This window comes from Bradyrhizobium sp. USDA 4506 (assembly GCF_054058795.1).
Genome location: NZ_JBSSBM010000002.1, coordinates 5,848,873 through 5,871,101, shown reverse-complemented (window position 1 = coordinate 5,871,101; position 22,229 = coordinate 5,848,873). Strand labels below are relative to the sequence as shown.

The 22,229-nt window shown below is 64.6% G+C and carries 20 protein-coding genes; 16 read left to right on the top strand and 4 right to left on the bottom strand.

Annotated features, from left to right (window positions below):
* Positions 1–14: 14 nt before the first annotated feature.
* From ACVIHF_RS29945 to ACVIHF_RS29935, 3 genes are all read right to left on the bottom strand, one after another.
* On the bottom strand, positions 15–458 hold the full coding sequence (locus ACVIHF_RS29945) for a DUF2147 domain-containing protein (protein ID WP_456778893.1): 444 nt from the start codon (positions 456–458) through the stop codon (positions 15–17).
* Positions 459–719: 261 nt separating this feature from the next.
* Positions 720–2,105, bottom strand: coding sequence for an MATE family efflux transporter (locus ACVIHF_RS29940; RefSeq protein ID WP_456778894.1), 1,386 nt, complete (start codon positions 2,103–2,105; stop codon positions 720–722).
* A gap of 136 nt (positions 2,106–2,241) precedes the next feature.
* Positions 2,242–2,772, bottom strand: a complete 531-nt coding sequence (locus ACVIHF_RS29935) for a GNAT family N-acetyltransferase (RefSeq protein WP_456778895.1) — start codon at positions 2,770–2,772, stop codon at positions 2,242–2,244.
* Between the two features lie 139 nt (positions 2,773–2,911).
* On the opposite strand from ACVIHF_RS29935, the gene ACVIHF_RS29930 reads away from it, so the two are divergent.
* The 14 genes from ACVIHF_RS29930 (at position 2,912) to ACVIHF_RS29865 (ending at position 18,864) form a co-directional block, all read left to right on the top strand.
* Positions 2,912–3,511, top strand: coding sequence for a superoxide dismutase (locus ACVIHF_RS29930; protein WP_456778896.1), 600 nt, complete (start codon positions 2,912–2,914; stop codon positions 3,509–3,511).
* A 245-nt stretch (positions 3,512–3,756) separates the two neighbouring features.
* Positions 3,757–4,143, top strand: a complete 387-nt coding sequence (crcB, locus tag ACVIHF_RS29925) for a fluoride efflux transporter CrcB (protein WP_456778897.1) — start codon at positions 3,757–3,759, stop codon at positions 4,141–4,143.
* Positions 4,144–4,817: 674 nt separating this feature from the next.
* On the top strand, positions 4,818–5,531 hold the full coding sequence (tolQ, locus tag ACVIHF_RS29920; protein ID WP_016846954.1) for a protein TolQ: 714 nt from the start codon (positions 4,818–4,820) through the stop codon (positions 5,529–5,531).
* Positions 5,532–5,565: 34 nt separating this feature from the next.
* On the top strand, positions 5,566–6,033 hold the full coding sequence (locus ACVIHF_RS29915) for a biopolymer transporter ExbD (RefSeq protein ID WP_016846953.1): 468 nt from the start codon (positions 5,566–5,568) through the stop codon (positions 6,031–6,033).
* Between the two features lie 30 nt (positions 6,034–6,063).
* On the top strand, positions 6,064–6,996 hold the full coding sequence (locus ACVIHF_RS29910) for a cell envelope integrity protein TolA (protein ID WP_092080736.1): 933 nt from the start codon (positions 6,064–6,066) through the stop codon (positions 6,994–6,996).
* Between the two features lie 37 nt (positions 6,997–7,033).
* Positions 7,034–8,392 (top strand): Tol-Pal system beta propeller repeat protein TolB, encoded by a 1,359-nt coding sequence (tolB, locus tag ACVIHF_RS29905; RefSeq protein WP_092080739.1) that lies wholly within the window; start codon positions 7,034–7,036, stop codon positions 8,390–8,392.
* 184 nt (positions 8,393–8,576) lie between these two features.
* Positions 8,577–10,901, top strand: a complete 2,325-nt coding sequence (locus ACVIHF_RS29900) for a putative bifunctional diguanylate cyclase/phosphodiesterase (protein WP_076828017.1) — start codon at positions 8,577–8,579, stop codon at positions 10,899–10,901.
* 173 nt (positions 10,902–11,074) lie between these two features.
* Positions 11,075–11,809 (top strand): N-acyl amino acid synthase FeeM domain-containing protein, encoded by a 735-nt coding sequence (locus ACVIHF_RS29895; protein ID WP_456792977.1) that lies wholly within the window; start codon positions 11,075–11,077, stop codon positions 11,807–11,809.
* A gap of 272 nt (positions 11,810–12,081) precedes the next feature.
* On the top strand, positions 12,082–12,564 hold the full coding sequence (pal, locus tag ACVIHF_RS29890) for a peptidoglycan-associated lipoprotein Pal (protein ID WP_016846948.1): 483 nt from the start codon (positions 12,082–12,084) through the stop codon (positions 12,562–12,564).
* 250 nt (positions 12,565–12,814) lie between these two features.
* A complete protein-coding gene (ybgF, locus tag ACVIHF_RS29885; protein ID WP_456778898.1) occupies positions 12,815–13,855 on the top strand; it encodes a tol-pal system protein YbgF in 1,041 nt (346 codons plus the stop codon).
* A gap of 47 nt (positions 13,856–13,902) precedes the next feature.
* Positions 13,903–14,937, top strand: coding sequence for a tRNA lysidine(34) synthetase TilS (gene tilS / locus ACVIHF_RS29880; RefSeq protein ID WP_456778899.1), 1,035 nt, complete (start codon positions 13,903–13,905; stop codon positions 14,935–14,937).
* Positions 14,938–15,195: 258 nt separating this feature from the next.
* Positions 15,196–17,118: an ATP-dependent zinc metalloprotease FtsH gene (gene ftsH, locus ACVIHF_RS29875; protein ID WP_057018122.1), complete on the top strand. Its 1,923-nt coding sequence runs from the start codon at positions 15,196–15,198 to the stop codon at positions 17,116–17,118.
* A 39-nt stretch (positions 17,119–17,157) separates the two neighbouring features.
* Positions 17,158–17,544 (top strand): DUF3052 domain-containing protein, encoded by a 387-nt coding sequence (locus tag ACVIHF_RS29870; RefSeq protein ID WP_456778900.1) that lies wholly within the window; start codon positions 17,158–17,160, stop codon positions 17,542–17,544.
* Positions 17,545–17,664: 120 nt separating this feature from the next.
* Positions 17,665–18,864: an ABC transporter substrate-binding protein gene (locus ACVIHF_RS29865; protein WP_456778901.1), complete on the top strand. Its 1,200-nt coding sequence runs from the start codon at positions 17,665–17,667 to the stop codon at positions 18,862–18,864.
* Positions 18,865–19,070: 206 nt separating this feature from the next.
* Here ACVIHF_RS29865 and ACVIHF_RS29860 read toward each other — a convergent pair whose 3' ends face one another.
* Positions 19,071–20,573 (bottom strand): hypothetical protein, encoded by a 1,503-nt coding sequence (locus ACVIHF_RS29860; protein ID WP_456778902.1) that lies wholly within the window; start codon positions 20,571–20,573, stop codon positions 19,071–19,073.
* A gap of 396 nt (positions 20,574–20,969) precedes the next feature.
* On the opposite strand from ACVIHF_RS29860, the gene ACVIHF_RS29855 reads away from it, so the two are divergent.
* Together ACVIHF_RS29855 and ACVIHF_RS29850 are read left to right on the top strand one after the other, a co-directional pair.
* Positions 20,970–21,644 carry a TetR/AcrR family transcriptional regulator gene (locus tag ACVIHF_RS29855; RefSeq protein ID WP_026191806.1) on the top strand — a complete coding sequence of 225 codons (675 nt, stop codon included), beginning with the start codon at positions 20,970–20,972 and terminating at the stop codon, positions 21,642–21,644.
* A gap of 94 nt (positions 21,645–21,738) precedes the next feature.
* Positions 21,739–22,167, top strand: a complete 429-nt coding sequence (locus ACVIHF_RS29850) for an OsmC family protein (protein WP_016841620.1) — start codon at positions 21,739–21,741, stop codon at positions 22,165–22,167.
* The last annotated feature ends 62 nt before the right edge of the window (positions 22,168–22,229 follow it).

The following is a 22,229-nucleotide window of genomic DNA, read 5'->3' as shown; positions in this document are numbered from 1 at the left end:
CGCTCGGCTCAGAATTACCGCCCCACCCGCGTCCAGGTCTCGCCGCCGCACAGCGCGCCGACGCAGCCTTCGACGCGCAGCGTACTCTCGCCGGTCACCGAGATGCTGCTCGCATAGGTGCCGCCGTCGTCGGCGTTGTAGATCTGGCCCGACCATTTGCCCGCGGCAACCGGATGCATGCCGGAAAACAGCGGCAGCCCGATGATCGGCCGGCTGGACAGCGACGGATTCGGATTCTTGTTGTCGAGCTGGGGCTTGCCGGTCATCGGATCGATCGGGTCGCGCAGGCTCACCACCACGCCGCAGATGCCGCCGCCGCATTTGCTGATCTTGACGCGGGCATCGCCGGCCTGGGTCTGCCAAACGCCGACCGGCTCAGGCGCGCCTTGCCCATGCGCGACGGGCACGGCAAGCACCGTCGCAATGATTGCGATCATGAATTCGAATCTGCAGGCCATGGCTTATTCCCCCAGAGCATGATCCGGAAAAGTGCGAAGCGGCTTTCCGAAAAGATCATGATCAAACAACAAGCTAAAGCGCGATGACGATTCGACCCAATCTCATCGCGCTTTAGTGGTCGGCCTGCATAACAAGTCGAAGAATTTCTGCAATGTCATATTCGCGCGATCAGGTGAGCGCGCTCCCAAAAAAAATCTGGTGCCTGTTTCAGGAGCAGTCATGCTCAGGCAACGCTCCGGTGCGAGGGCGCTGCGTCGTATTTATTTCCAGCGGGTCAGCCGGATCGAAATGATGGTGGCCAGGCCGAACGCCACCATTGCACCGCCGACCAGCGCAAACAGCGTCCACGCCGGGGCGCTCACGGTAGCGAGCCACCAGCCGCCGATACCGACCAGCAGCAGGCGGATGGTGCCGGCCAGCACCGGTCCGCCGACCTTGGCCGCGCCCTGCGAGGAGAAATAGAGACAGACGCCGACGCCGAAGAAGCCGAAGCCCGGGCCGGCCAGCGCGAAATAGGACGAAGCCGCGGCGGTCACGCCGGGATCGGTGGTGAACAGCGCAATCCACAGCGTCGGTTTGAGCGCGACCACAAGTCCGACGAAGCCAACGACAAGTCCGGCGACGGTGCCGGCGGTCCACGCCACCTTGCGGGCGCGCGTCACGAGTCCCGCGCCGATCGCCATGCCGACCATCGGCACCGAGGCGACGCCGACCGCGAACGCGATCGGGATCAGCAAAAACTCCAACCTCGAGCCCATGCCGTAACCGGCCAGCGTCTCGGTGCCGAAGCTGGCCAGGATCTTGGTGAAGATCAGGATGGTCAGCACGCTCTGCAGCGGCGACAGGCAGGAGATCGCGCCGACCTTGAGAATGTCGAGGAACATCGCGCGCTGGAAGCTGAAGGCGGCGAAGTCGAGCTTCAACCGGCTGCGGCCGGAGGCGAGATACCAGGCGAGGAAGATCGCACCACACGTGAAGGCCGTGAGCTGTCCGGCGGCGACGCCGCGCATGCCGAGACCGGGCATGCCGAACAACCCGAGACCCAGCACGCCGCCGACCGCGATCTGGATCATCGAGACCGTGATCAGAGTCATCGAGGGAATCCGCATGTCGCCGGTGCCGCGCACCACGGAGGCGAGCGTGTTGACCAGCCAGATCGAGATCGCGCCGGAGAACAGCACCTGCGAGTAATGCATCGACTGCTCGAGCACGCCGCCATGTCCGCCGAGCAGCGCATAGAAGTTTCGGCCGAAGCCCAGCATCATCACGGTGAAGAACAGTCCGGCGCATCCGCCGATGATCGCCGCATGCAGCGCCAGATCGGCGGCGCGGTCGCGGTCGCCGGCGCCGAGCGCGCGGCTGATCGCCGACGAGACGCCGCCGCCCATCGCGCCGGCCGACATCATCTGCGTCAGCATCGCGAACGGAAACACCAGCGCAATGCCGGCCAGCGGCTCGGTGCCGAGCCGGCCGATGTAAGAGGTCTCGGCCACCGCGACCAGCGTCGAGCCGAACATGGCGATGGTGTTCGGGATCGCGAGGCGAAGCAGCGTCGGCAGGATCGGCGCGGTCAAGAGGTCATTGACCGGCGTGGCGGGCGCGGCCGTGGCCGGCTGCACGTCGTCGATCGAGGCATCAATGGTCATGCGTCACGGCTCACTTCGCAAGCGGGAAAGGGGCGCACTGCAATCCAACGCCAGTGAACCGGGCTCGCAATCAATAAATGATGATCGACATGTTACGATGTTGCACCGATCATCGCCACCGCCGCCGATGCAGGGGTCACCACGGCAGGCCGCATAGGTCGATCTTGCCCTGGCGCGGCGCGCGGACGATGTCGTTGACGAACGGCGCCATCGCCTCAAAGCGGATCTGCCCGGAAGGCTGTTCGCAATAGACTTCGCCGCTGAAGGGATGCCAGCCGCGCGCTTGGTAGAACGCGAAATTGTGCGGCTCGCAGAATAAGATTGCAAATTTCACCGCGTCGTTGGCACGAATGGTGTGCACGGCGGCATCTAACGCCAGTGACGCATAGCCGCGCCGCCGGCAGTCCGCGCGGGTCGAGACTCCGCCGATGCCGCCGACATGCACCTTGTGGCCATTCCAGGTGATGGTCCGGAAATAGATACCGACATGGCAGGCCAGCCCGCTGTCGTCGGGCGCATCCAGCAGTACGCGCAAATCCGCGTGGGCCCATTTGATGTCCGCCCAGACCGGCTTCTCGGCGGCATCCGGGCTCCAGACCGCCTGGAGCAGCGGCTCGGCGCGCCGCCACGACGCATCTCCGTTGAGAATGTCGATTTCGATGCTCATCGTCTGGGTCCTTGGTCTTGGTTCGGGCTGTGCCGATCTGTCATGGGCGATCCGAAAATGCGGTGTTTCTCCGCCATGGAACCTTCTATAAGGGGGGCCCGTTAAGTGTAGTCTCCCACCCTCTGTTGGACATTACCCCATGACCTTCACGCTACCCGATCTGCCCTACGCCCACGACGCCCTTGCTCCCTACATGTCCAAGGAAACGCTGGAGTTTCACCACGACAAGCATCACCAAGCCTACGTCACCAACGGCAACAACGCGATCAAGGGGACCGAATTCGAAGGCAAGTCCCTCGAGGAGATCGTGAAGGGTTCGTTCGGCAAGAACGCGGCCGTCTTCAACAATGCCGGTCAGCACTACAACCACATCCATTTCTGGAAGTGGATGAAGCCGAATGGTGGCGGCAGCAAGCTGCCCGGCCGGCTCGAGAAGAAGATCAATGAAGACCTCGGCGGCTTCGACAAGTTCAAGGCCGACTTCGCCGCTGCCGGCGCCGGCCAGTTCGGCTCCGGCTGGGCCTGGCTGCAGGTCAAGGGCGGCAAGTTCGAGGTCGCCAAGACCCCGAACGGCGAGAACCCGCTGGTCCACGGCGCGGTGCCGATCCTCGGCGTCGACGTCTGGGAGCACTCCTACTACATCGACTACCGCAACCGTCGTCCGGACTATCTGAAGGCGTTCGTCGAAAACCTCGTCAACTGGGATTATGTCGACGAGCTGTTCGGCAAGGCCGGCTGAGCGCTGCTTCGACCGTCGCATATTTCTTCACCCTCCCCTGAAAGGGGAGGGTCGTTTCGCATGCAGCGAAGCGAAATGCGAAACGGGGAGGGGTCATCTCTCAACACGAGCAGTCTCTCAATGGAGAGACTGTGACCCCGCCCCGCCGCTCATTTCATTCGCGTCGACCCTCCCCTTTCAGGGGTGGGTGATTTGAGTGTGCGGCAAGATGCGCCCTCACTCGACACACACCAGCGGGGGCATTGGTGGGTAACGCGGCAAGCTATCTCCTCGTCTTCTTCGGCGGCGGTCTCGGCGCGACGTTGCGCCAGCTGATCAACGTCACCTGCGCGCGCTGCATCGGCACCGCGTTTCCTTACGGCACCTTCATCATCAACATCACGGGCTCGACCGTGATGGGCCTGATCGCCGGCTATCTCGCCTTCAAGGGCGACGCCTCGCAGCCCTGGCGGCTATTTTTGATGACCGGCATCCTCGGCGGCTACACCACCTTCTCCGCCTTCTCGCTCGACACCGCACTGCTCTATGAGCGCGGCGAGCTCGGCCTTGCGGTGCTGTATGTCGCGGGCTCGGTGGCTCTCTCGATCGCCGGCCTGTTCGTCGGGCTCGCGATCGTGCGGCATTTGACGTGAGATGCGCTCGGTCGTCATGCCTCGCGGGCGCTCTCGCGCGCGCGTGCCGCAGGCAAGGCTTTTTACCTTTTGCACGGGGCCCCATGGGTGCGATCGGCACCCGGCTTTCCCTGCGCCCTTTGATCAAGGGAGGGCGGAATGAGATGCAAAGCTCGGACAAATCATGTTGCGAGAATGTGGATGTGTAACTCATAGACCGCGCCACACACGCAATGTCGTCCTGGCGAAAGCCAGGATCCATTACCCCAAATCTCAATTGTTGCGCGACGCCGGGGCCACGATCCGATTCATCACTGAATGCGGTGGTTATGGGTCCTGGCTTTCGCCAGGACGACGCGCGGGAGGAGTCGTCCGCTACCCCGCCATCCGGCGGCACCCCATTCATCTCCGGAACCCGCCAACCTCCCCGGCCGGCGGCATTTCCCGCCTCCAAATTTCCCTTTGGTAACCTCGCCTTAACCATGATTAGCGTTTGGTTAGGGTCGGAATGACGCGTGAAAAGCCCTCGTTTTGACATGTTGGCAGGGGAAGCAGGGCCCGGCTTTGGACGGGCCCCCATGCGACAGATGTAAGAGGCTCTCGCGCAGTTTTGCCGCGCCGGGCGCGCGGCCGTGGAAGGGGTGCCGATTGGCGGCCCGCCGAATTGGGACACTTGCGTTGAGAGGATATTGCCGATGAATCCCGCCGACGTGGCTCAGTCAACTCTGCCACTGGCATCGAGCGACGTGTCGCTGATCGCGCTGTTCTGGCAGGCCCATTGGGTCGTCAAATGCGTGATGTTGGGACTTCTGTCCTGCTCGGTGTGGGTCTGGGCGATCGCAATCGACAAGATCCTGCTCTACGCCCGCACCAAGCGGGCCATGGACAAGTTCGAGCAGGCCTTCTGGTCCGGCCAGTCGATCGAGGAACTCTACCGCGCCCTCTCTGCCAAGCCGACCCAGTCGATGGCGGCCTGTTTCGTCGCGGCGATGCGGGAGTGGAAGCGCTCCTTCGAGAGCCAGTCGCGGTCCTTTGCCGGCCTGCAGGCGCGGATCGAGAAGGTCATGAACGTCTCGATCGCCCGGGAGGTGGAGCGGCTGGAACGCCGGCTGCTGGTGCTCGCCACCGTGGGCTCGGCAGGCCCCTTTGTCGGCCTGTTCGGCACCGTCTGGGGCATCATGTCGAGCTTCCAGTCGATCGCGGCCTCCAAAAACACCTCTTTGGCGGTGGTGGCGCCCGGTATCGCGGAAGCGCTGTTTGCCACCGCGATCGGCCTGATTGCCGCAATTCCGGCGACTATTTTCTACAATAAGTTCACTTCGGAGGTGAACCGGCAGGCCGCGCGCCTGGAGGGGTTCGCCGACGAGTTCTCCGCCATCCTGTCCCGTCAGATCGACGAGCGGGGTTGAGTTAGATGATGGTCACTTTTGCGGGTGTGCGATCATGGCGATGAGCATGGCAGGGTCCGGCGGTGGCAGACGCCGCCGCGGCGGGCGCAAGCCGGTCATGGCCGAGATCAACGTCACGCCGATGGTCGACGTGATGCTGGTGCTGCTGATCATCTTCATGGTCGCGGCGCCGCTGATGACGTCGAACATCGACATCGACCTGCCGGTGGCGAGCGGCGGCAAGTCGATCTCGTCGAACCAGCCGCCGCTGACACTGTCGGTCAAGCGCACCGGCGGCGGCTGCAACTCGAATGTCGAGCTCTATCTGGGCGACGCGCCGGTCACGGCCGCCGATTTTCCGGCCAAGATCAAGGCGATCGGTGACGCCCGGTCGGATGCCGAAAAAGTGGTCTATCTGCGTGGCGACAAGGACGTCTGTTACACGGATATGATGAAACTGCTCGGGGAGGTCCGGGCCGCGGGATTCAAGGCGAATATCGTCATCATCCCGGAAGGCGGATAACCACCATGCCAAGGCACGGGGAAGCCTGATTTGAAGGTCAAGGTCGACAAGACTCTGGCGGCATCGATTGTCCTGCACGTCCTCGTGATCGGGTGGGGCCTCGTGTCGTGGTCGACCAAGGCGTACGTGATGCCCGAAGAGGAATCGGTTGCCGTCGACGTGATCTCGCCCGACCAACTCTCGCATGTCATGGCCGGTCAGAAGGACGGCAAGAAGGAGAATCCCAAGCCACTGGTCGACAAGGTCGCCGAAGCCAAGCCGGTCGACGACACCGTCGGTAAGGTCGAGGAGAAAAAGCCCCCGGTCGTGACCGACACCGCGCCGCAGCCGGCGCCGAAGGTGGAGAAACCGGAAGACAAGAAGCCGGATCCGCCGAAGAAGGTCGAGAACAAGCCGAAGGAAGAGCCGAAGCCGGTCGAGAAGAAACCCGATCCGGTGAAACCCGACCCGATCGCGGAAGCGATCAAGAAGGAAGAGAAGAAGCCGCCGCCGAAGCCGGTGCAGCAGGCCGCCAAGCCGCCGCCGGAGCAGAAGCCGAAGGATCGCGTGTTCGACCAGAGCAAGATCGCAGCCCTGCTCGACAAGCGTGACCCGACGCGCGCCGCGGCGACCGGCGATACGCTCAATGCCAATGCGGCGCTCGGCACCGCGAAGGGCAAGGCTGCCGACAATTCCGCGACCTGGGGCGCGATGTTCCGGCAGCAGGTCGAGCGCTGCTGGAAGAAGCCTTACGGTGGAATAGAGGCACAGATGGCAGAAGCCGTGTTCTCCATCCATTTGAAGCGCGACGGCACGCTGGAAGGCATGCCGGTCGTGGTAGGAAACGCGAAGACGCCTTATCTTCGGGTGTATCAGGAGAGCGGCTTGCGCGCGATCATCGAGTGCCAGCCCTATCGATTGCCTCCAGCATTCTTTGAGGAGTGGCAGTTCTTCGAGCCGGCCTTCACCGAGAGGCAGAGCTGAAATTGCACGCTACCGTTTACGAGCATGAGTTCGAACGATGATTGACAAGACCCGCTTGCCTCACACGCTATTCCGTCCGAGCCGCCGGCAGATCCTGGCCGGAATGGCGTCCGCCGGCGCGATGCTGGGCGGTCTCACCGGCCCCGCATCCGCCCAGAAGCGGATCACCATCACCGAGGGCGAGTTCGCGCCGGTGCCGATCGCGATCCCGAACTTCGCCGCCGGCACGCCTGGCGATGCCGAAGTCGGCGTCGGCGTCACGCAGGTGATCACCAACAACCTGAAGCGCAGCGGATTGTTCGCGCCGATCGATCAGGCCGCCTATCTCGAGAAGCAGATCAATATCGACGCGGCGCCGAACTTCAACAACTGGAAGAGCATCAACGCGCAGGCGCTGGTGACCGGCCGCATGACGCGCCAGGGCAACGGGCGAGTGAAGGCGGAATTCCGGCTCTGGGACGTCAACACCGGCCAGCAGCTCGCCGGTCAGCAGTACGACACCTCGGCCGAATACTGGCGGCGGATCGCGCACATCATCTCCGACCAGATCTATGAGCGCATGACCGGCGAGAAGGGTTATTTCGATACCCGCGTCGTGTTCGTCGACGAGAGTGGCTCGGCGGATCGCCGCGTCAAGCGCCTCGCGCTGATGGACCAGGACGGCGCCAATGTGCGCTACCTGACCCGCGGTTCGGACCTCGTGCTGACGCCGCGCTTCTCGCCGTCGACCCAGGAAATCACCTACATGGAATTCGGGCAGGGCGACCCGCGCGTCTATCTGCTCAACATCGAGACCGGCCAGCGCGAGATCGTCGGCAACTTCCCGGGCATGTCGTTCTCGCCGCGCTTCTCGCCCGACGGCCAGCGCGTCATCATGAGCCTGCAGCAGGGCGGCAACTCCAACCTGTTCGTGATGGATCTGCGCTCGAAGTCGATGACACGGCTGACCGACACGCCGGCAATCGACACCTCGCCGTCCTACGCGCCCGACGGTACGCGGCTGTGCTTCGAATCCGATCGCGGCGGCAAGCCGCAGATCTACGTGATGCCGGCAACCGGCGGCGGTGCACAGCGCATCTCGTTCGGCGACGGCACCTATTCGACGCCGGTTTGGTCGCCGCGCGGCGACTACATCGCCTTCACCAAGCAGGGCGGCGGGCAGTTCGCGATCGGCATCATGAAACCCGACGGCTCGGGCGAGCGCATCCTGACCTCGGGCTTCCACAATGAAGGCCCGACGTTTGCGCCGAACGGGCGCGTCGTGATGTTCTTCCGCGATCCGGGCGGCAACAGCGGCCCGTCGCTGTTCACCATCGACGTCTCCGGCCGCAACGAGCTGCGGGTACCGACCCCGGGCTTTGCCTCCGACCCGGCCTGGTCACCGCTGTTGTCGTGAGCTGGGTGCAGAGCTGCTCCGGGAACCTCGACGGCAGTCGCGGCTTCTCACCTAGCGCACTGAATTTCATGGTGAATTCCGGCCGTCGTCCTAGCGCGGCAAGGACTTGCTAACGATGTTCGCTCAGAAAGACTTCACCTGCGATCAGTAAGAGTGCGAGCTGAAAAGGACGCGCGCTCTCACAATGCAGTTTGCAAGTCAGACGGGTGAACCGGACCGGTCGATGTCGCCGACGATTTCCGCGGCGCTGGTCGATTCCCTGTTCATGAACCCAGCGCCCATGATCTTCGGCGCCTTCGGCCCCGCCATTGCGGGCGCCGTGATTGCGGCTGTGACGAGCAATCTGTTGTGCTGGCTGTGCGTGCCGCTGTTCATCGTGGTGGGGCTGGCGCGCGCGCTGCAGATGTACCGCTACCAGCAGCGCAATTCCCGGCTCACCGTCGAAGAGTCCGTGACCTGGGAGAAGCGCTACCGGATCGGCACCATCGCCTACGGCATCTCGCTCGGCATCTGGGGCGTCACCGTGCTCCTCACGACCAATGATGCCGCCGCGCACATGCTGTGCGTGACCACGGTGGTCGCCTACACCTCGGCGGGGGTAGGGCGGACCTTCGGCCGGCCGCAGATCTTCCACCTGCATCTGTTGATGTCGATCGGTCCCCTGATCCTGGCGCTGATGTATGTCGGCGGCCCGTATCACATCGCCCTTGCGCTGCTCAGCCTGGTGTTCTTCAGCGCCATCCGGCACCTGACCTCCAGCCTGCAACGCATCTACGTCAACGCCTGGATCGCCAAGGAGCGCGAGGCCGCGCTGGCGGGCCAGTTCGATACCGCGCTGAACAACATGCCGCACGGCCTGTGCATGTTCAGCGCCGACGGCCGCGTTGCGGTGATGAACCACCGCTTCATCGAGATGATGCAGCTGTCGGACGATTTCGTGCAGCGCGGCGCCAGCGCGACCGATATCTGCAACGCCTGCGTCCTGTCCGGCTCGATCTCGGCCGCGGCCGCACAGCAGATCCTCTATGAGATCGAGAGCTCGCAGCGCGGCGATATCGTCACCAGCGACCCCGACCCAACCAAGAACCGCTCGCTCGACTGGACCTTCCAGCCGATGGCCGGCGGTGGCACGGTGGTGCTGGTCGAGGACATCACCGAGCGCAAGGACGCCGAGGCCCGGATCAGCCACCTCGCGCGCTACGACGAACTGACCGCGTTGCCCAACCGCGTCAATTTCCGCGACGAAATCGGCCGGCTGCTCGCCATGCAGCACGGCGATCATCGCTCCGCATTGCTGTTCGTCGACCTCGACCAGTTCAAGCAGGTCAACGATACGCTCGGCCATCCCTGCGGCGACCAGCTGCTCTGCGCGGTCGCCGAGCGGCTGCGCGAGATGCTGCGGCCGGAGGATTTCGTGGCGCGGTTCGGCGGCGACGAGTTCGTGGTGTTCCAGCAGAACATCCACTCGCACGAGGACGCTGCGGCGCTGGCTCGGCGCATCGTCGACCGCCTCAGCGAGCGCTACAAGATCGACAACCATCTGGTCGAGATCGGCGCCAGCGTCGGCATCGCGATGACCGCGCCCGGCGTCGGCGCCGACACGCTGCTGAAGAACGCCGACATGGCGCTCTACCGCGCCAAGGCCGACGGCCGCGGCACCTTCTGCTTCTTCCGCGACGAGATGGCGCAAACCGTCGAGGCCCGCCGCATCCTCGAGCTCGACCTGCGCAAGGCGCTCGCCAACGAGGAATTCGAGCTGTTCTATCAGCCGCTGATCAACCTGAAGTCCGGCAAGGTGAGCACCTGCGAGGCGCTGCTACGCTGGAACCATCCGGCGCGCGGTACGGTCTCTCCGGTCGACATCATCCCCGTTGCCGAGGACATGGGCCTGATCGTCGATCTCGGCCGCTGGATCCTTCGCAAGGCCTGCATGGAATGCATGAAGTGGCCCGAGGCGGTCAGCGTCGCGGTCAACTTCTCGCCGCAGCAGTTCCATCAGCGCGACGTGCTGAGCGAGGTTCGCTACGCGCTCGAGGTCTCCGGCCTGCCGGCGCACCGGCTCGAGATCGAGATCACCGAATCCTCGCTGCTGCACAACACCGAGCTGACCCACGACTTGCTGTCCCAGTTGCGCTCGCTCGGCGTGCGGATCTCGCTGGACGATTTCGGCACCGGCTACTCGTCGCTCAGCTACCTGCACAATTTCCCGCTGCAGAAGGTCAAGATCGACCGGTCCTTCCTCGAAGGCATCGACAGCGACCGTCCGCTGACCCTGCTGCGCGGGGTGGCGCGGCTGTCGGCGGATCTCGGTATGTCGGTCGTGGTCGAGGGCATCGAGACCAATGAGCAGCTCGAACTGATCAGCGCCGATGGCGCGGTGACCGAAGCACAGGGATACCTGTTCAGCCGGCCGGTTCCCTCCGTCCGCATCCGCCAGCTGCTCAATGCCTCGCACGGCCGGCGGACCGACGAGCAACTGCACGTGGTTCCCTCGCGCTCGATCGCTTGAGCCCGGCGCAATACCCTCAATCGATAGTTGTGAGAGCCTTCGGCTGCACCATTCGTAGTGTACCCTTGCGGCGAGAGGTTAACTGTATTGCCTCGATTGCTTTGACGGAAATTAAGAAGCTGTTAATCTTTTGGCCGCGCGTTGAAGTTGTTGCGTTGTTCAGGGAGTACCAAATGAGGTCCGCGGCCGAAGTCATCAAGCCCGCGACAGGAAGGCTTGCGGACCCTCTGGATCAAGTCGATTACCGCCTCGCTCAGACCCCGGAACAGAAAGACGAGATCTACCGGCTTCGCTATCGCGCCTATCTGCGCGAAGGCGCGATCCGGCCCTCGGCGGACGAGCGGGTCGTCGATCAGTTCGATGATGCGCCGAATGCCTGGGTGTTCGGTGTCTATCTGCAGGGCGAACTCTGCAGCTCGATCCGCATCACCGTGGTGACGCCGGAGTGGCGAACCTCGCCGACGCTCGAGGTGTTCGGCGACGTGCTGCTGCCGAAGCTTGATCAGGGCCTGGTCTTCATCGACTCGACGCGCTTCGTCGCGGATCCCGAAAAGGCCCGGAACGTTCCGGAACTGCCTTATGTCACGGTGCGCCTCGGCTCGACCGCGGGCGTGCACTTCAACGCTGATTACGGCCTGGCGCCGGTCCGGCCCGAGCACATGGCGTTCTACCGGCGTGTGTTCCTGCACGAGACCTGGTCGGAGCCGCGGCTCTATCCCGGGCTGGTGAAGCCGGTCGGCTTGATGGCGTCGCATTTGCCGACGGTGCGGGAACGCGTGCTGGCCCGCTATCCCTTCCTGCGCTCCAGCGCCTTCGAGCGGCGCATGCTGTTCGACCGTGAAGGCCAGTTGCAGCCCGACGGCTTCGTGCAGCCGTTCGAGCGCGCTTCGATCGTGCCGAATCCCTGAGGGAATCGGCCATTCTCATCGAGCCAGTGTCGATCGACTGTTGCGCGCAGGCCAAATTGTCCTGCAAAAGCGGCCGGTTCCCGCGAACCTTGCCTTCCCTTCACCATCGCGCCACATTTGCCACCCATTAACCATCGGGGGCGCTTTTCGCCATTGCCTGGCATTTGATGGGGTTCAGCAAGGTCTCGTCAAGGTTGACGGAACGTTCGCTTAACCATCGCCCTGTAGACCGATTGGGTAGTACGAAGAGCGCGAGCGTGGAGGCTCCGGGAATGAATTATCTCCAGGGTATGAAGCTGGTTGCGGTTCTGGCGGTGGCGCTGTCGATGGGTGCCTGTGCCAACAAGAACCCGTTGGACGCCAATGGCGCGATTGGGGGCGCCGCGACCCCGGGCAGCCAGCAGGATTTCGTGGTCAATGTCGGCGACCGCGTGTTCTTTGAGAGCGATCAGACCGATCTCAGCCCGCAGGCGACGGCGACCCTCGACAAGCAGGCGCAGTGGCTGCAGACCTATAACCGTTACTCCTTCACCATCGAAGGTCATGCCGACGAGCGCGGCACCCGCGAATACAACATCGCGCTCGGTGCCCGGCGTGCCCAGTCGGTCCGCGCCTATCTCGCCTCGCGCGGCATCGATCCGAGCCGCATGCGCACCATTTCCTACGGCAAGGAGCGTCCGGTCGCGGTCTGTAACGACATCTCCTGCTGGTCGCAGAATCGTCGTGCCGTCACCGTGCTGAACGCCAGCTCCTGACGCGAACCTGAATGAGTGTTTTCAAGCCGGCGCCTTCGGGCGCCGGTTTTGTTTTGGCCGCGTGAAGGCCCGGCCCGCCGTCATCAAGATGAACGAAGCTGCGCGCAATTGGCCGCTTGCTTGTTCCAGCGTCCGTACTAAACCGGTATCCCGCGACGCTGTCCCGGATTTGAAGTGCCAGTCACAATTCCGGCGTACTCCGTCTTTCAATGTCGCTCGCTTTTCACGTCGATCTCGTCGTCAGGGCAAAATGTCATCCAGGATTCATTTTCTTTCCTCCGCCGCGGCGATCGCGGCGTTGCTCGCCGTTTCCGCGCCAGTGTTTGCCCAATCCGACGATTCCGATGCTGAAATGCGGATCGAGCGGCTCGAGAACCAGCTGCGGCAGCTGACCGGTCAGAACGAGGAACTGCAATACCGTAACCGCCAGCTCGAGGAGCGGCTGCGGCAGCTTGGCGGGCAACCGCCCGGCCCAGCTGGACAGGCTCCGGCGGGCCAACCCGTTGCGGCGGCGCCACCGGCGCAGCCGCCGCAGGCCTACCCGCAAGCGCAGCCGGGCTACGCCCAGCCCCAGCAAGGCTACGGCCAGCCGCAGCAAGGATATGGCCGGCAGCCGCAGGGCGGCTATGACCAGCAGCAGCAGATCGCGGCGCCCGCGCCGATCGCGCAGGAGCCGGCGCCGGCGGCTTCCGGCCGCCGCGGCCGCGGCGATGCCTTCGATCCGAACCAGAACCCGAATGCCCCAGGGGCGCCGCGCGTACTTGGCGGCGGCGGGATGCCGATGCCCAGTGAGGCGGCGGTTGGTGCGCCCGGCGGCCGTGGGGCAGGCGAGCCGCTCAATCTCGGCAACACCAGCCCGCAGCGTGCGCCCGGCGCGAGCGCAGCCCTGACCACGCTGCCGCCGTCGGCGACGTCGAAGGACGAGTTCGACCTCGGCATCGGCTATATGCAGCGCAAGGACTATGCGCTCGCCGAAGAGACGATGAAGAACTTCGGCCAGAAGTATCCGAACGATCCCCTGGTGGCGGACTCGCAATACTGGCTCGGCGAAAGCTATTTCCAGCGCCAGCAATATCGCGATGCTGCGGAGACCTTCCTCGGCGTGACCACCAAGTTCGACAAGTCCGCGAAGGCGCCCGACGCCCTGCTGCGGCTCGGCCAGTCGCTGGCGGCGCTGAAGGAAAAGGAAGCGGCCTGCGCCGCGTTCGGCGAGATCACGCGGAAGTACCCGCGCGCGTCCGGCGGGGTCAAGGCTGCGGTTGATCGCGAGCAGAAGCGCGTGAAGTGCTAAACCAGATGCGGGAAGGCCCGGCCTCTCCGCCAGCAGCTGGTTTTGCGATGCCCGACGATCAATCCGCCATCCCGGCAAGGGACGCCAAGCGCCTGTTCGCAGGCCTTGCGGGCGCGCCGGCGCTCCTGCTTGCGGTGTCCGGCGGTCCCGATTCAGTCGCGCTGATGTGGCTCGCCGCGCGCTGGCGCCGCGCGCTCGCGCAGGGACCGCGGCTGGTGGCGGTCACGGTCGATCACGGCCTGCGTCCTGAAGCGGCTCGCGAGGCGCGCGACGTCAAGCGGCTGGCGCGAAGTCTCGAGCTGCCGCATCACACGTTGCGTTGGACTGGACCAAAGCCTGGAACCGGCGTGCCGGCAGCGGCGCGCGCGGCCCGCTATCGACTGCTCGCGCAGGCCGCACGCAAGCATGGCGCCACGCATATTTTGACCGCGCACACCCGTGACGATCAGGCCGAGACGCTGTTGATGCGGATGCTGCGCGGCAGCGGCGTTGCGGGCCTCTCGGCAATGGCGCGCGAGACCGAGCGCGATGGCGTCTTGCTGACACGGCCGCTGCTCGACATCTCCAAGGCCCAGCTGATCGCAACGCTGCAGAAGGCGCGCATCAGCTTTGCCGACGATCCGACCAACCGCGATCGATCCTTCACGCGTCCGCGGCTGCGCGCGCTGATGCCGATGCTCGCGGAGGAGGGCGGCGACGCGCGGAACCTGGCGCGGCTTGCCGCGCGGATCGCGCGCGCCAACGCCGCGCTGGAGGTGCTGGTCGACGGCGCCGAGCACTATCTTGCGTTGAAGAGCGAGGATAACTCCGGCGCGGGCTTCGATGCTGCGCTGTTCGCAGTAATGCCCGAGGAAATCCGCGTCCGTCTGCTCAAGCGCGCCATCGACCGCGTCGGACATGAGGGCCCGGCCGAGCTCGGCAAGGTCGAAACCCTGCTCGCCGCGATGGACGAGGCCTTGGATGGGACTTTGGGAAAACGCGAATCCAGGCTGAAACAGACCCTTGCCGGAGCGGTCATCAGCATCGCCGCCGGCCGGATCAGGATCGGGCCGGCGCCGCCCCGCCGGGGGCGCTCCCGCTGAGCCGGGTTCGATTGTTTCAATCGCTGTCATAATCGGGCAAAGAGGCTTAACCACCCCGGAAAAACACCGGATTCAGCGCCATTTTTTGACCGGGAATCGCGCTAGGATGCGGTAAATAGTCGTGCGTGGTTCCCTTGGCATCTACCCCAGCGGCACCTAAATTGTATGCCATCGACGGGATGGATTCCCTGGGGATTCCCACAGAGCCTGCCCAAGGATAGAGAGAGGCCGCGATCCGCGCGACCACGAAGGAAGACCATGAACGCCAATCTGCGGAATTTCGCCCTCTGGGTCATCATTGTCCTGCTGTTGCTGGCGTTGTTCACGCTTTTCCAGAATCCTGGCCAGCGCTCGTCGTCCTCGGACATCTCGTTCTCGCAGCTTCTCACTGAGGTCGATCAGGGCCATGTCCGCGACGTCGTGATCCAGGGGCCGGAGATTCACGGCACCTTCAACAACGGCACGAGCTTCCAGACCTACGCGCCGAGCGATCCGACGCTCGTGAAGCGCCTCTTTGACGCCAAGGTGCAGATCACCGCGAAGGCGCCCGGCGACAACGTGCCGTGGTTCGTCTCGCTGCTCGTCTCCTGGTTGCCGTTCATCGCGCTGATCGGCGTGTGGATCTTCCTGTCGCGGCAGATGCAGGGCGGCGCCGGCAAGGCGATGGGCTTTGGTAAGTCGCGCGCCAAGATGCTGACCGAGGCCCATGGCCGCGTCACCTTCGAGGACGTCGCTGGTGTCGACGAGGCCAAGCAGGACCTGCAGGAGATCGTCGAATTCCTCCGCGACCCCGGCAAATTCCAGCGGCTCGGCGGACGGATTCCGCGCGGCGTGTTGCTGGTCGGCCCTCCCGGTACCGGCAAGACGCTGATCGCGCGCGCGGTCGCGGGCGAAGCCAACGTGCCGTTCTTCACCATCTCCGGTTCTGACTTCGTCGAGATGTTCGTCGGCGTCGGCGCGAGCCGCGTCCGCGACATGTTCGAGCAGGCCAAGAAGAACGCGCCCTGCATCATCTTCATCGACGAAATCGACGCGGTCGGCCGTCATCGCGGCGCCGGCCTCGGCGGCGGCAATGACGAGCGCGAGCAGACGCTGAACCAGTTGCTGGTCGAGATGGACGGCTTCGAGGCCAATGAGGGCGTGATCCTGATCGCGGCGACCAACCGTCCCGACGTGCTCGATCCCGCGCTGCTGCGTCCCGGCCGCTTCGACCGCCAGGTCGTGGTGCCGAACCCGGACGTCGTCGGCCGCGAGCAGATCCTCAAGGTTCACGTTCGCAAGGTGCCGCTGGCGCCGGATATCAACCTCAAGACCATCGCGCGCGGCACCCCGGGCTTCTCGGGCGCCGACCTGATGAACCTCGTCAACGAGGCTGCGCTGACCGCCGCCCGCCGCAACAAGCGGATGGTGACGCAGGCCGAGTTCGAAGAGGCCAAGGACAAGGTGATGATGGGCGCCGAGCGCAAGTCGCTCGTGATGACCGAGGAAGAGAAGTTGCTGACGGCCTATCACGAGGGCGGCCATGCCATCGTCGGCCTCAACGTCGTCGCGACCGATCCGATCCACAAGGCGACCATCATTCCGCGCGGCCGTGCGCTGGGCATGGTGATGCAGCTGCCGGAGCGCGACAAGCTGTCGATGTCGCTCGAGCAGATGACTTCGCGCCTTGCCATCATGATGGGTGGCCGCGTCGCCGAAGAGTTGATCTTCGGCCGCGAGAAGGTGACCTCGGGCGCCGCCTCCGACATCGAGCAGGCGACCCGCCTTGCCCGCATGATGGTGACGCGCTGGGGCCTCTCGGAAGAGCTCGGCACCGTCTCCTACGGCGAGAACCAGGACGAGGTGTTCCTCGGCATGTCGGTCTCGCGCACTCAGAATGCGTCCGAGGCGACCGTCCAGAAAATCGACTCCGAGATCAGGCGTCTGGTCGAGGAAGGCTACAACGAGGCGACCAAGATCCTCACCGAGAAGCGCGAGGATCTCGAGGCGCTCGCCAAGGGCCTGCTCGAGTTCGAGACGCTGACCGGCGACGAGATCATCGACCTCTTGAAGGGCAAGAAGCCCAACCGGGAGTCGGTGCTGGAGCCGTCGACGCCGCGCGCATCCGCCGTGCCGCCAGCCGGCAAGCCGCGCCCGCGTCCCGATCCGGACACCGGCATGGAGCCGCAGCCGCAGGCGTAAGCCTCGCCCGCGATGGCCGGCACTTCCGGCAGACCAGTTGTGCAAAAGCTCGGCCTCAAGCCGGGCTTTTGTATTTTTGTCGACGGGTTGTCCGTTCCCTACGGCGACGTTGTCGGCGAATTGCCCGCCGATGTGCTGGTGGCGAAGACCGCACGGGCACCGCTCGATGTCGTGCACCTGTTCGCCGCCAAGGCCGAGGGGCTTGCGGCCAAGCTGCGGCATTATCGTCAGGCGATCGCCCCTGACGGCATGATCTGGGTGTCGTGGCCGAAGAAGAGTTCGCGCGTCGCGACTGATCTTACGGAGAGACAGGTCCGCGCGACCGGGCTCGCGAACGGCCTGGTCGACGTCAAGGTCTGTGCGGTCGATGACGTCTGGTCGGGACTGAAATTCGTGATCCCGGTCAGGGACCGCGGCAAGCGCTGAAATCGCACCTTTCGAATATCCGTGGCCTCCGCTGCGGCGCCGTGGCATCCTCCCGCCAAGCCGTAAACGGCACGGCCGCGTTGTCTGATGGCGCGGCAAGAAAAAGGGGAGGGGAGGCCGATGCGCAAGGCATTCGGCGCGCTTGGCGCCATTTCGTTCCTGCTGCTGCCCACGTCTTCCATCGCCGCCGAGATGCGCGGCGTCACATCAACCGAAATCAGGATCGGCCAGACCATGCCCTATAGCGGGCCGGTGTCGGCGTTCGGCGCGCTCGGCAAGGGCGAAGCCGGCTATTTCAGGATGCTGAACGATCGCGGCGGCATCAATGGCCGCAAGATCAACTTCATCTCGCTGGACGATTCCTACGCGCCGCCGAAGACGGTGGAGCAGACGCGCCGCCTCGTCGAGAGCGACGAGGTCGCGCTGATCTTCTCCTCGATCGGCACCGCGCACAACACCGCGATCGCAAAGTACCTGCAGGGCAAGAACATCCCGCAGCTGTTCCTGGCCTCCGGCGCCTCGAAATTCGGCGACGTCACGCAATTCCCGCAGGCGACGATGGGCGTGCAGGCGCCGTTCCGCTACGAGGCACGGCTATATGCGCGCTATGCGCTGGCGAAGAATCCGAATGCAAGGTTCGCCGTCATCTCGCAGAACGACGACTACGGCCGCGACTATCTCGCCGGCCTCAAGGACGTGCTCGGCGAGAAGTATGAGTCTCTGGTCACGGTTGCGACCTATGAGATCACGGACCCGACGATCGACTCCCAGATCGTCAAGCTGAAGGCGACCAATGCCGACGTCTTCGTGATCGCGGCGACGCCGAAATTCGCGGCGCAGTCGATCCGCAAGGCCTTTGAGATCGGCTGGCGGCCGATGACCTTCCTGTCCAACACCGCGGTGTGGATCTCGACCGTGATGCAGCCTGCCGGCGTCGAGGCCGGCACCGGCATCATCTCCACGGCCTATGTGAAGGATCCGGACGACCCGGCATGGAGCGACGATCCCGGCATGAAGGGCTGGCGCGAGTTCATGACCAGATACGTGCCGGAAGGCGACCAGTACGACACCAATTACGTCAACGCCTACAACAGCGCGATGGCGCTGGAGGCGGTGCTCAAGGCCTGCGGCGACGATCTCTCGACCGAGAACATCCTGCGTCAGGCATTCGCGATCAAGGGCCTGGAATTGCCGATGCTGCTGCCGGGCATCAAGGTCAACACCTCGCCGGCCGACCACGTGCCGGTCGATCAGATGCAACTGATGCGCTTCAACGGCAAGACCTGGGATCGCTTCGGCGAGCTTCAGACAGGGAATTGAGGGTGGGGCTGATCGCGCTTGAACTGTGAGCGCCGGGGATCAAACCCGTCATCCTGAGGAGCCGCGCAGCGGCGTCTCGAAGGATCGACGGCCCGACTGGTGGCCGATTCATCCTTCGAGGCTCGCCCAGCTGCGCAATTGCGCCGCAAGGCTCGCACCTCAGGATGACGGGACGACGATGCGATTTTGGACCTGTGCGGCGTCGGTTAGTTCGTGCTCTGACCCGCCGCCGCCGCGCCGGTCTTCGTCTCGTCCGAGCGCACATGGATCACGGCGATGTCGTCCTTGTACAGCCGCTTCCAGCCCTTCAGATGATCCAGCGCGTTGCCGGCGGGAGAGTCCGAGCTCAGCAGCGTGGCATCGATCCGGTATTTGTCGAGCAGGCCCAGCAGCCGGCCGACGTCGCGGGCATCGAGCGCATCGTAATAGTTGAGCACGAATTGCTCGCCATAGAGCTCGGCGCGGCCGTCGATGAACACCTTCATGTCGCGGCTGACCATGTAGCCGCCGAACGGCGCGGTGCTGAACACGCGTTGCGCCTTGTGCTGCTGCAGCACGTCGACCGCGGCAACGGGCGAGAACATCGGGAGGAATTTGAACTGATGCTGCGCGACGAACATCGCCGTCGTCACCCACGCGCCGATCACCATCGCGATCACAGCCAGGATCGTGACGACGGGGAATGAGCGCGTTTCTCCGAAGCGGGCGGCGGTGGCGCCCGCCGTTCCCCATTGCTCGGCGATCGGTTTGGCGAGCACCAGCGGAGCGATGAATGCGAACACCTCGATGTTGCGGACATGGCTCAGCGCCATCCAGATCAGCCCGAGCAGCAGCAGGATCCGCGGCACCGACAGCGTCAGCCTGCGATAGCAGATCAGGCCGATCAGGCCGAGCAGCGTGGCTTCGAAGAAGCTCGGCTTGCTGAAATCCGCCGGCTTCCATTCCCCGATCAGCGTCAGCAATTTGCCGAGGCTGAGGATCTTGGTCGCGCCGAGCAGGCTGTTCCAGCCATAGGGCGTCAGGCAGCTCGCGGCCAGCGCGGCGAGGCCGAACAGGCCCCATCGCACGACAAGCCGACGGCGGCGGCCGGGCTCCGCGTTCCACACCGCCTCCAGTCCGATCGGTCCGATCAGCGCCAGGCCGAGAACGAAGCCGCCATGCAGATTGGCCCACAGCGTCATCAGCGGCAGCAGCCACCATGACGGTGAGGCGCGGCGATCCGCGGCCACGAGCAGGCCGCCGATGAACGCCAGCAGCACCGGCAGCGCCAACACATGCGGCCGCGCCAAGAAGTGGATCGTCGACAACAGCAGCGCCAGCGCCGCGATCAGAAGCGCGCGCGCCGGATCGAAATACGGGCTCAACAGATGCAGGAAGATTGCGACCGTCGCGCCGATCGCCATCGACGACAGGATCACCGGCCCGGCCCAATCGCCGCCGTATACGAGCGCGTACACCACCTGCGACAGCCACGAGCTCGAGATCCAGGGCTCGCCGAAACGGGTGAACGAGAACACGTCCGATGTCGGCATCGCGCCGTGTTCGAGGATCCACTGTCCGACCCGGATCTGCCACATCGTGTCGGAATCGCGCAGCAGGATTTCGCCGGCCGAGAGATAAAACAGATAGGCGCCCACGGCGGCGCACAGCGGCACCAGTCCTCGCGCCGCGCTACGGCTGCTCACGCTGCTGGTGATGGAGAGTGACATGCGCTTTCTTGCTTGTTTCGGCCGGGGGCATCCAGAGCCAACGCCACGCGTGATGCTGGCGCGCACTCGACCACGGCTTCCGATAAATTCGGGTAAATGCCGCGGCGATATCGCGAGTGTGCGCAAGATCAGATGTCTCGATTTCGAGCGATCACCTTAGCCGGCGATTTACCATCGCGGCCCTGAACCGGTCGGGGAGAGGCCCGAAGCACCGCCGGCTCAATCAGAGGTGGTACCAGAGGTTGCAAAAAATCCTTACAATTCCAGCTTGTCAACCAGTCTGAATAGTTGTTCACTTCTTCAGGCGATTGCGGGATCAATCGCTCAAAACGTTGAAGACTCGTGTGTTCTGCCGGTGGGCGCCGGCCGGGGCGCACGGCGGGGGGACGGAACGCCATGGTTTACCGGCGAACTCATCAGGTCGTGAAACGGCTGGCCGCGCGGCGCAGCGCCATTCTGTCGGCTGCGCGGGACGCGGCGGCGGCGGGCGGCATGGCGGCGGTCCAGATCGCACCCGTCGCGGTGCGGGCCAATGTCGCGGCCGGAACAGTCTACCGCTATTTCCCGTCGAAGGCCGAGCTGATCTCGGAATTGATCACTGAAGTCTCGCGCGACGAGCTCACGGCGATCCGGCGTGCCGCCGATGCCGCGCCAGGGCCGTCATCGGCGCTTGCCGCCGCGGTGACGACGATCGCGGTCCACGTGCTGTCGCAGCGCAAGCTCGCCTGGGGCATTTTGGCCGAGCCGGTCGACGTCGACGTCACCGCCTCGCGCCTCGCCAGCCGCCGCGATATTTCCGGCGAGCTGGCCATGCGCATCGATGCCGCGGTGCGCGCCGGACACCTGCCGGCGCAGGACACGGCGCTGGCCGCCACCGCCTTGCTCGGCGCGCTGCACGAAGCGCTGGTCGGCCCGCTGGCGCCGGCCAATCTCGACGATCCGATCAAGCTGCGTGACGCGGTGCAGACCGTGACGCTGCTTGCGCTGCGCGCGGTCGGCGTGATGGACGCACGCGCGCGTGGCCTCGTGGTGCAGGCGACGACTCCGGCGAAGGCGCTGGTCGGCGCCTGAGTCCAGGATGAGGCCAACGCGCGCGAAGAACACTTCTGTCGCATTGGCGTTGTAGTTTTGCGGGCTGGGTTCAACCAACCTCACGGAGCAACCCATGACGACAACCCATGGCTCGGCCAAATGGCAGGGCGGCATCAAGGACGGCAAGGGCGCGATCTCGACCAAGAGCGGCGCGCTCTCGGATTACCCCTACGGCTTCGCCAGCCGTTTCGAGGGCAAACCGGGTTCGAACCCGGAGGAGCTGATCGGCGCGGCGCATGCCGCCTGCTTCACGATGGCGCTGTCGTTGATCCTGGGAGAAGCCAAGCTCACGGCGGAGCATATGGAGACCAAGGCCGATGTGACCCTGGAGAAGGTTGCCGACGGCTTCGCCATCACCGCGGTGCATCTGACGCTGTCGGCGAAGATCCCGGGCGCCGACAACGCGACGTTCCAGGAACTGGCCGGCAAGGCGAAGGCCGGATGTCCGGTGTCGAAGCTGCTCAACACCAAGATCACGCTCGACGCGTCATTGCAGGGCTGATCGCGGCGCGGCGGGTTAGAGCGTTTTCGAGCGAAATAGGCACCGGTACGCGTGAAGAAAAC

What these genes read in the sequence shown, in the direction of transcription:
- ACVIHF_RS29945 (WP_456778893.1), bottom strand. Translation starts at nt 458, where the DNA reads ATGGCCTGCAGATTCGAATTCATGATCGCAATCATTGCGACGGTGCTT.
- ACVIHF_RS29940 (WP_456778894.1), bottom strand. Translation starts at nt 2,105, where the DNA reads ATGACCATTGATGCCTCGATCGACGACGTGCAGCCGGCCACGGCCGCG.
- ACVIHF_RS29935 (WP_456778895.1), bottom strand. Translation starts at nt 2,772, where the DNA reads ATGAGCATCGAAATCGACATTCTCAACGGAGATGCGTCGTGGCGGCGC.
- ACVIHF_RS29930 (WP_456778896.1), top strand. Translation starts at nt 2,912, where the DNA reads ATGACCTTCACGCTACCCGATCTGCCCTACGCCCACGACGCCCTTGCT.
- tolQ (WP_016846954.1), top strand. Translation starts at nt 4,818, where the DNA reads ATGAATCCCGCCGACGTGGCTCAGTCAACTCTGCCACTGGCATCGAGC.
- ACVIHF_RS29915 (WP_016846953.1), top strand. Translation starts at nt 5,566, where the DNA reads ATGGCGATGAGCATGGCAGGGTCCGGCGGTGGCAGACGCCGCCGCGGC.
- tolB (WP_092080739.1), top strand. Translation starts at nt 7,034, where the DNA reads ATGATTGACAAGACCCGCTTGCCTCACACGCTATTCCGTCCGAGCCGC.
- ACVIHF_RS29900 (WP_076828017.1), top strand. Translation starts at nt 8,577, where the DNA reads ATGCAGTTTGCAAGTCAGACGGGTGAACCGGACCGGTCGATGTCGCCG.
- ACVIHF_RS29895 (WP_456792977.1), top strand. Translation starts at nt 11,075, where the DNA reads ATGAGGTCCGCGGCCGAAGTCATCAAGCCCGCGACAGGAAGGCTTGCG.
- pal (WP_016846948.1), top strand. Translation starts at nt 12,082, where the DNA reads ATGAATTATCTCCAGGGTATGAAGCTGGTTGCGGTTCTGGCGGTGGCG.
- ybgF (WP_456778898.1), top strand. Translation starts at nt 12,815, where the DNA reads ATGTCATCCAGGATTCATTTTCTTTCCTCCGCCGCGGCGATCGCGGCG.
- tilS (WP_456778899.1), top strand. Translation starts at nt 13,903, where the DNA reads ATGCCCGACGATCAATCCGCCATCCCGGCAAGGGACGCCAAGCGCCTG.
- ftsH (WP_057018122.1), top strand. Translation starts at nt 15,196, where the DNA reads ATGAACGCCAATCTGCGGAATTTCGCCCTCTGGGTCATCATTGTCCTG.
- ACVIHF_RS29865 (WP_456778901.1), top strand. Translation starts at nt 17,665, where the DNA reads ATGCGCAAGGCATTCGGCGCGCTTGGCGCCATTTCGTTCCTGCTGCTG.
- ACVIHF_RS29860 (WP_456778902.1), bottom strand. Translation starts at nt 20,573, where the DNA reads ATGTCACTCTCCATCACCAGCAGCGTGAGCAGCCGTAGCGCGGCGCGA.
- ACVIHF_RS29855 (WP_026191806.1), top strand. Translation starts at nt 20,970, where the DNA reads ATGGTTTACCGGCGAACTCATCAGGTCGTGAAACGGCTGGCCGCGCGG.
- ACVIHF_RS29850 (WP_016841620.1), top strand. Translation starts at nt 21,739, where the DNA reads ATGACGACAACCCATGGCTCGGCCAAATGGCAGGGCGGCATCAAGGAC.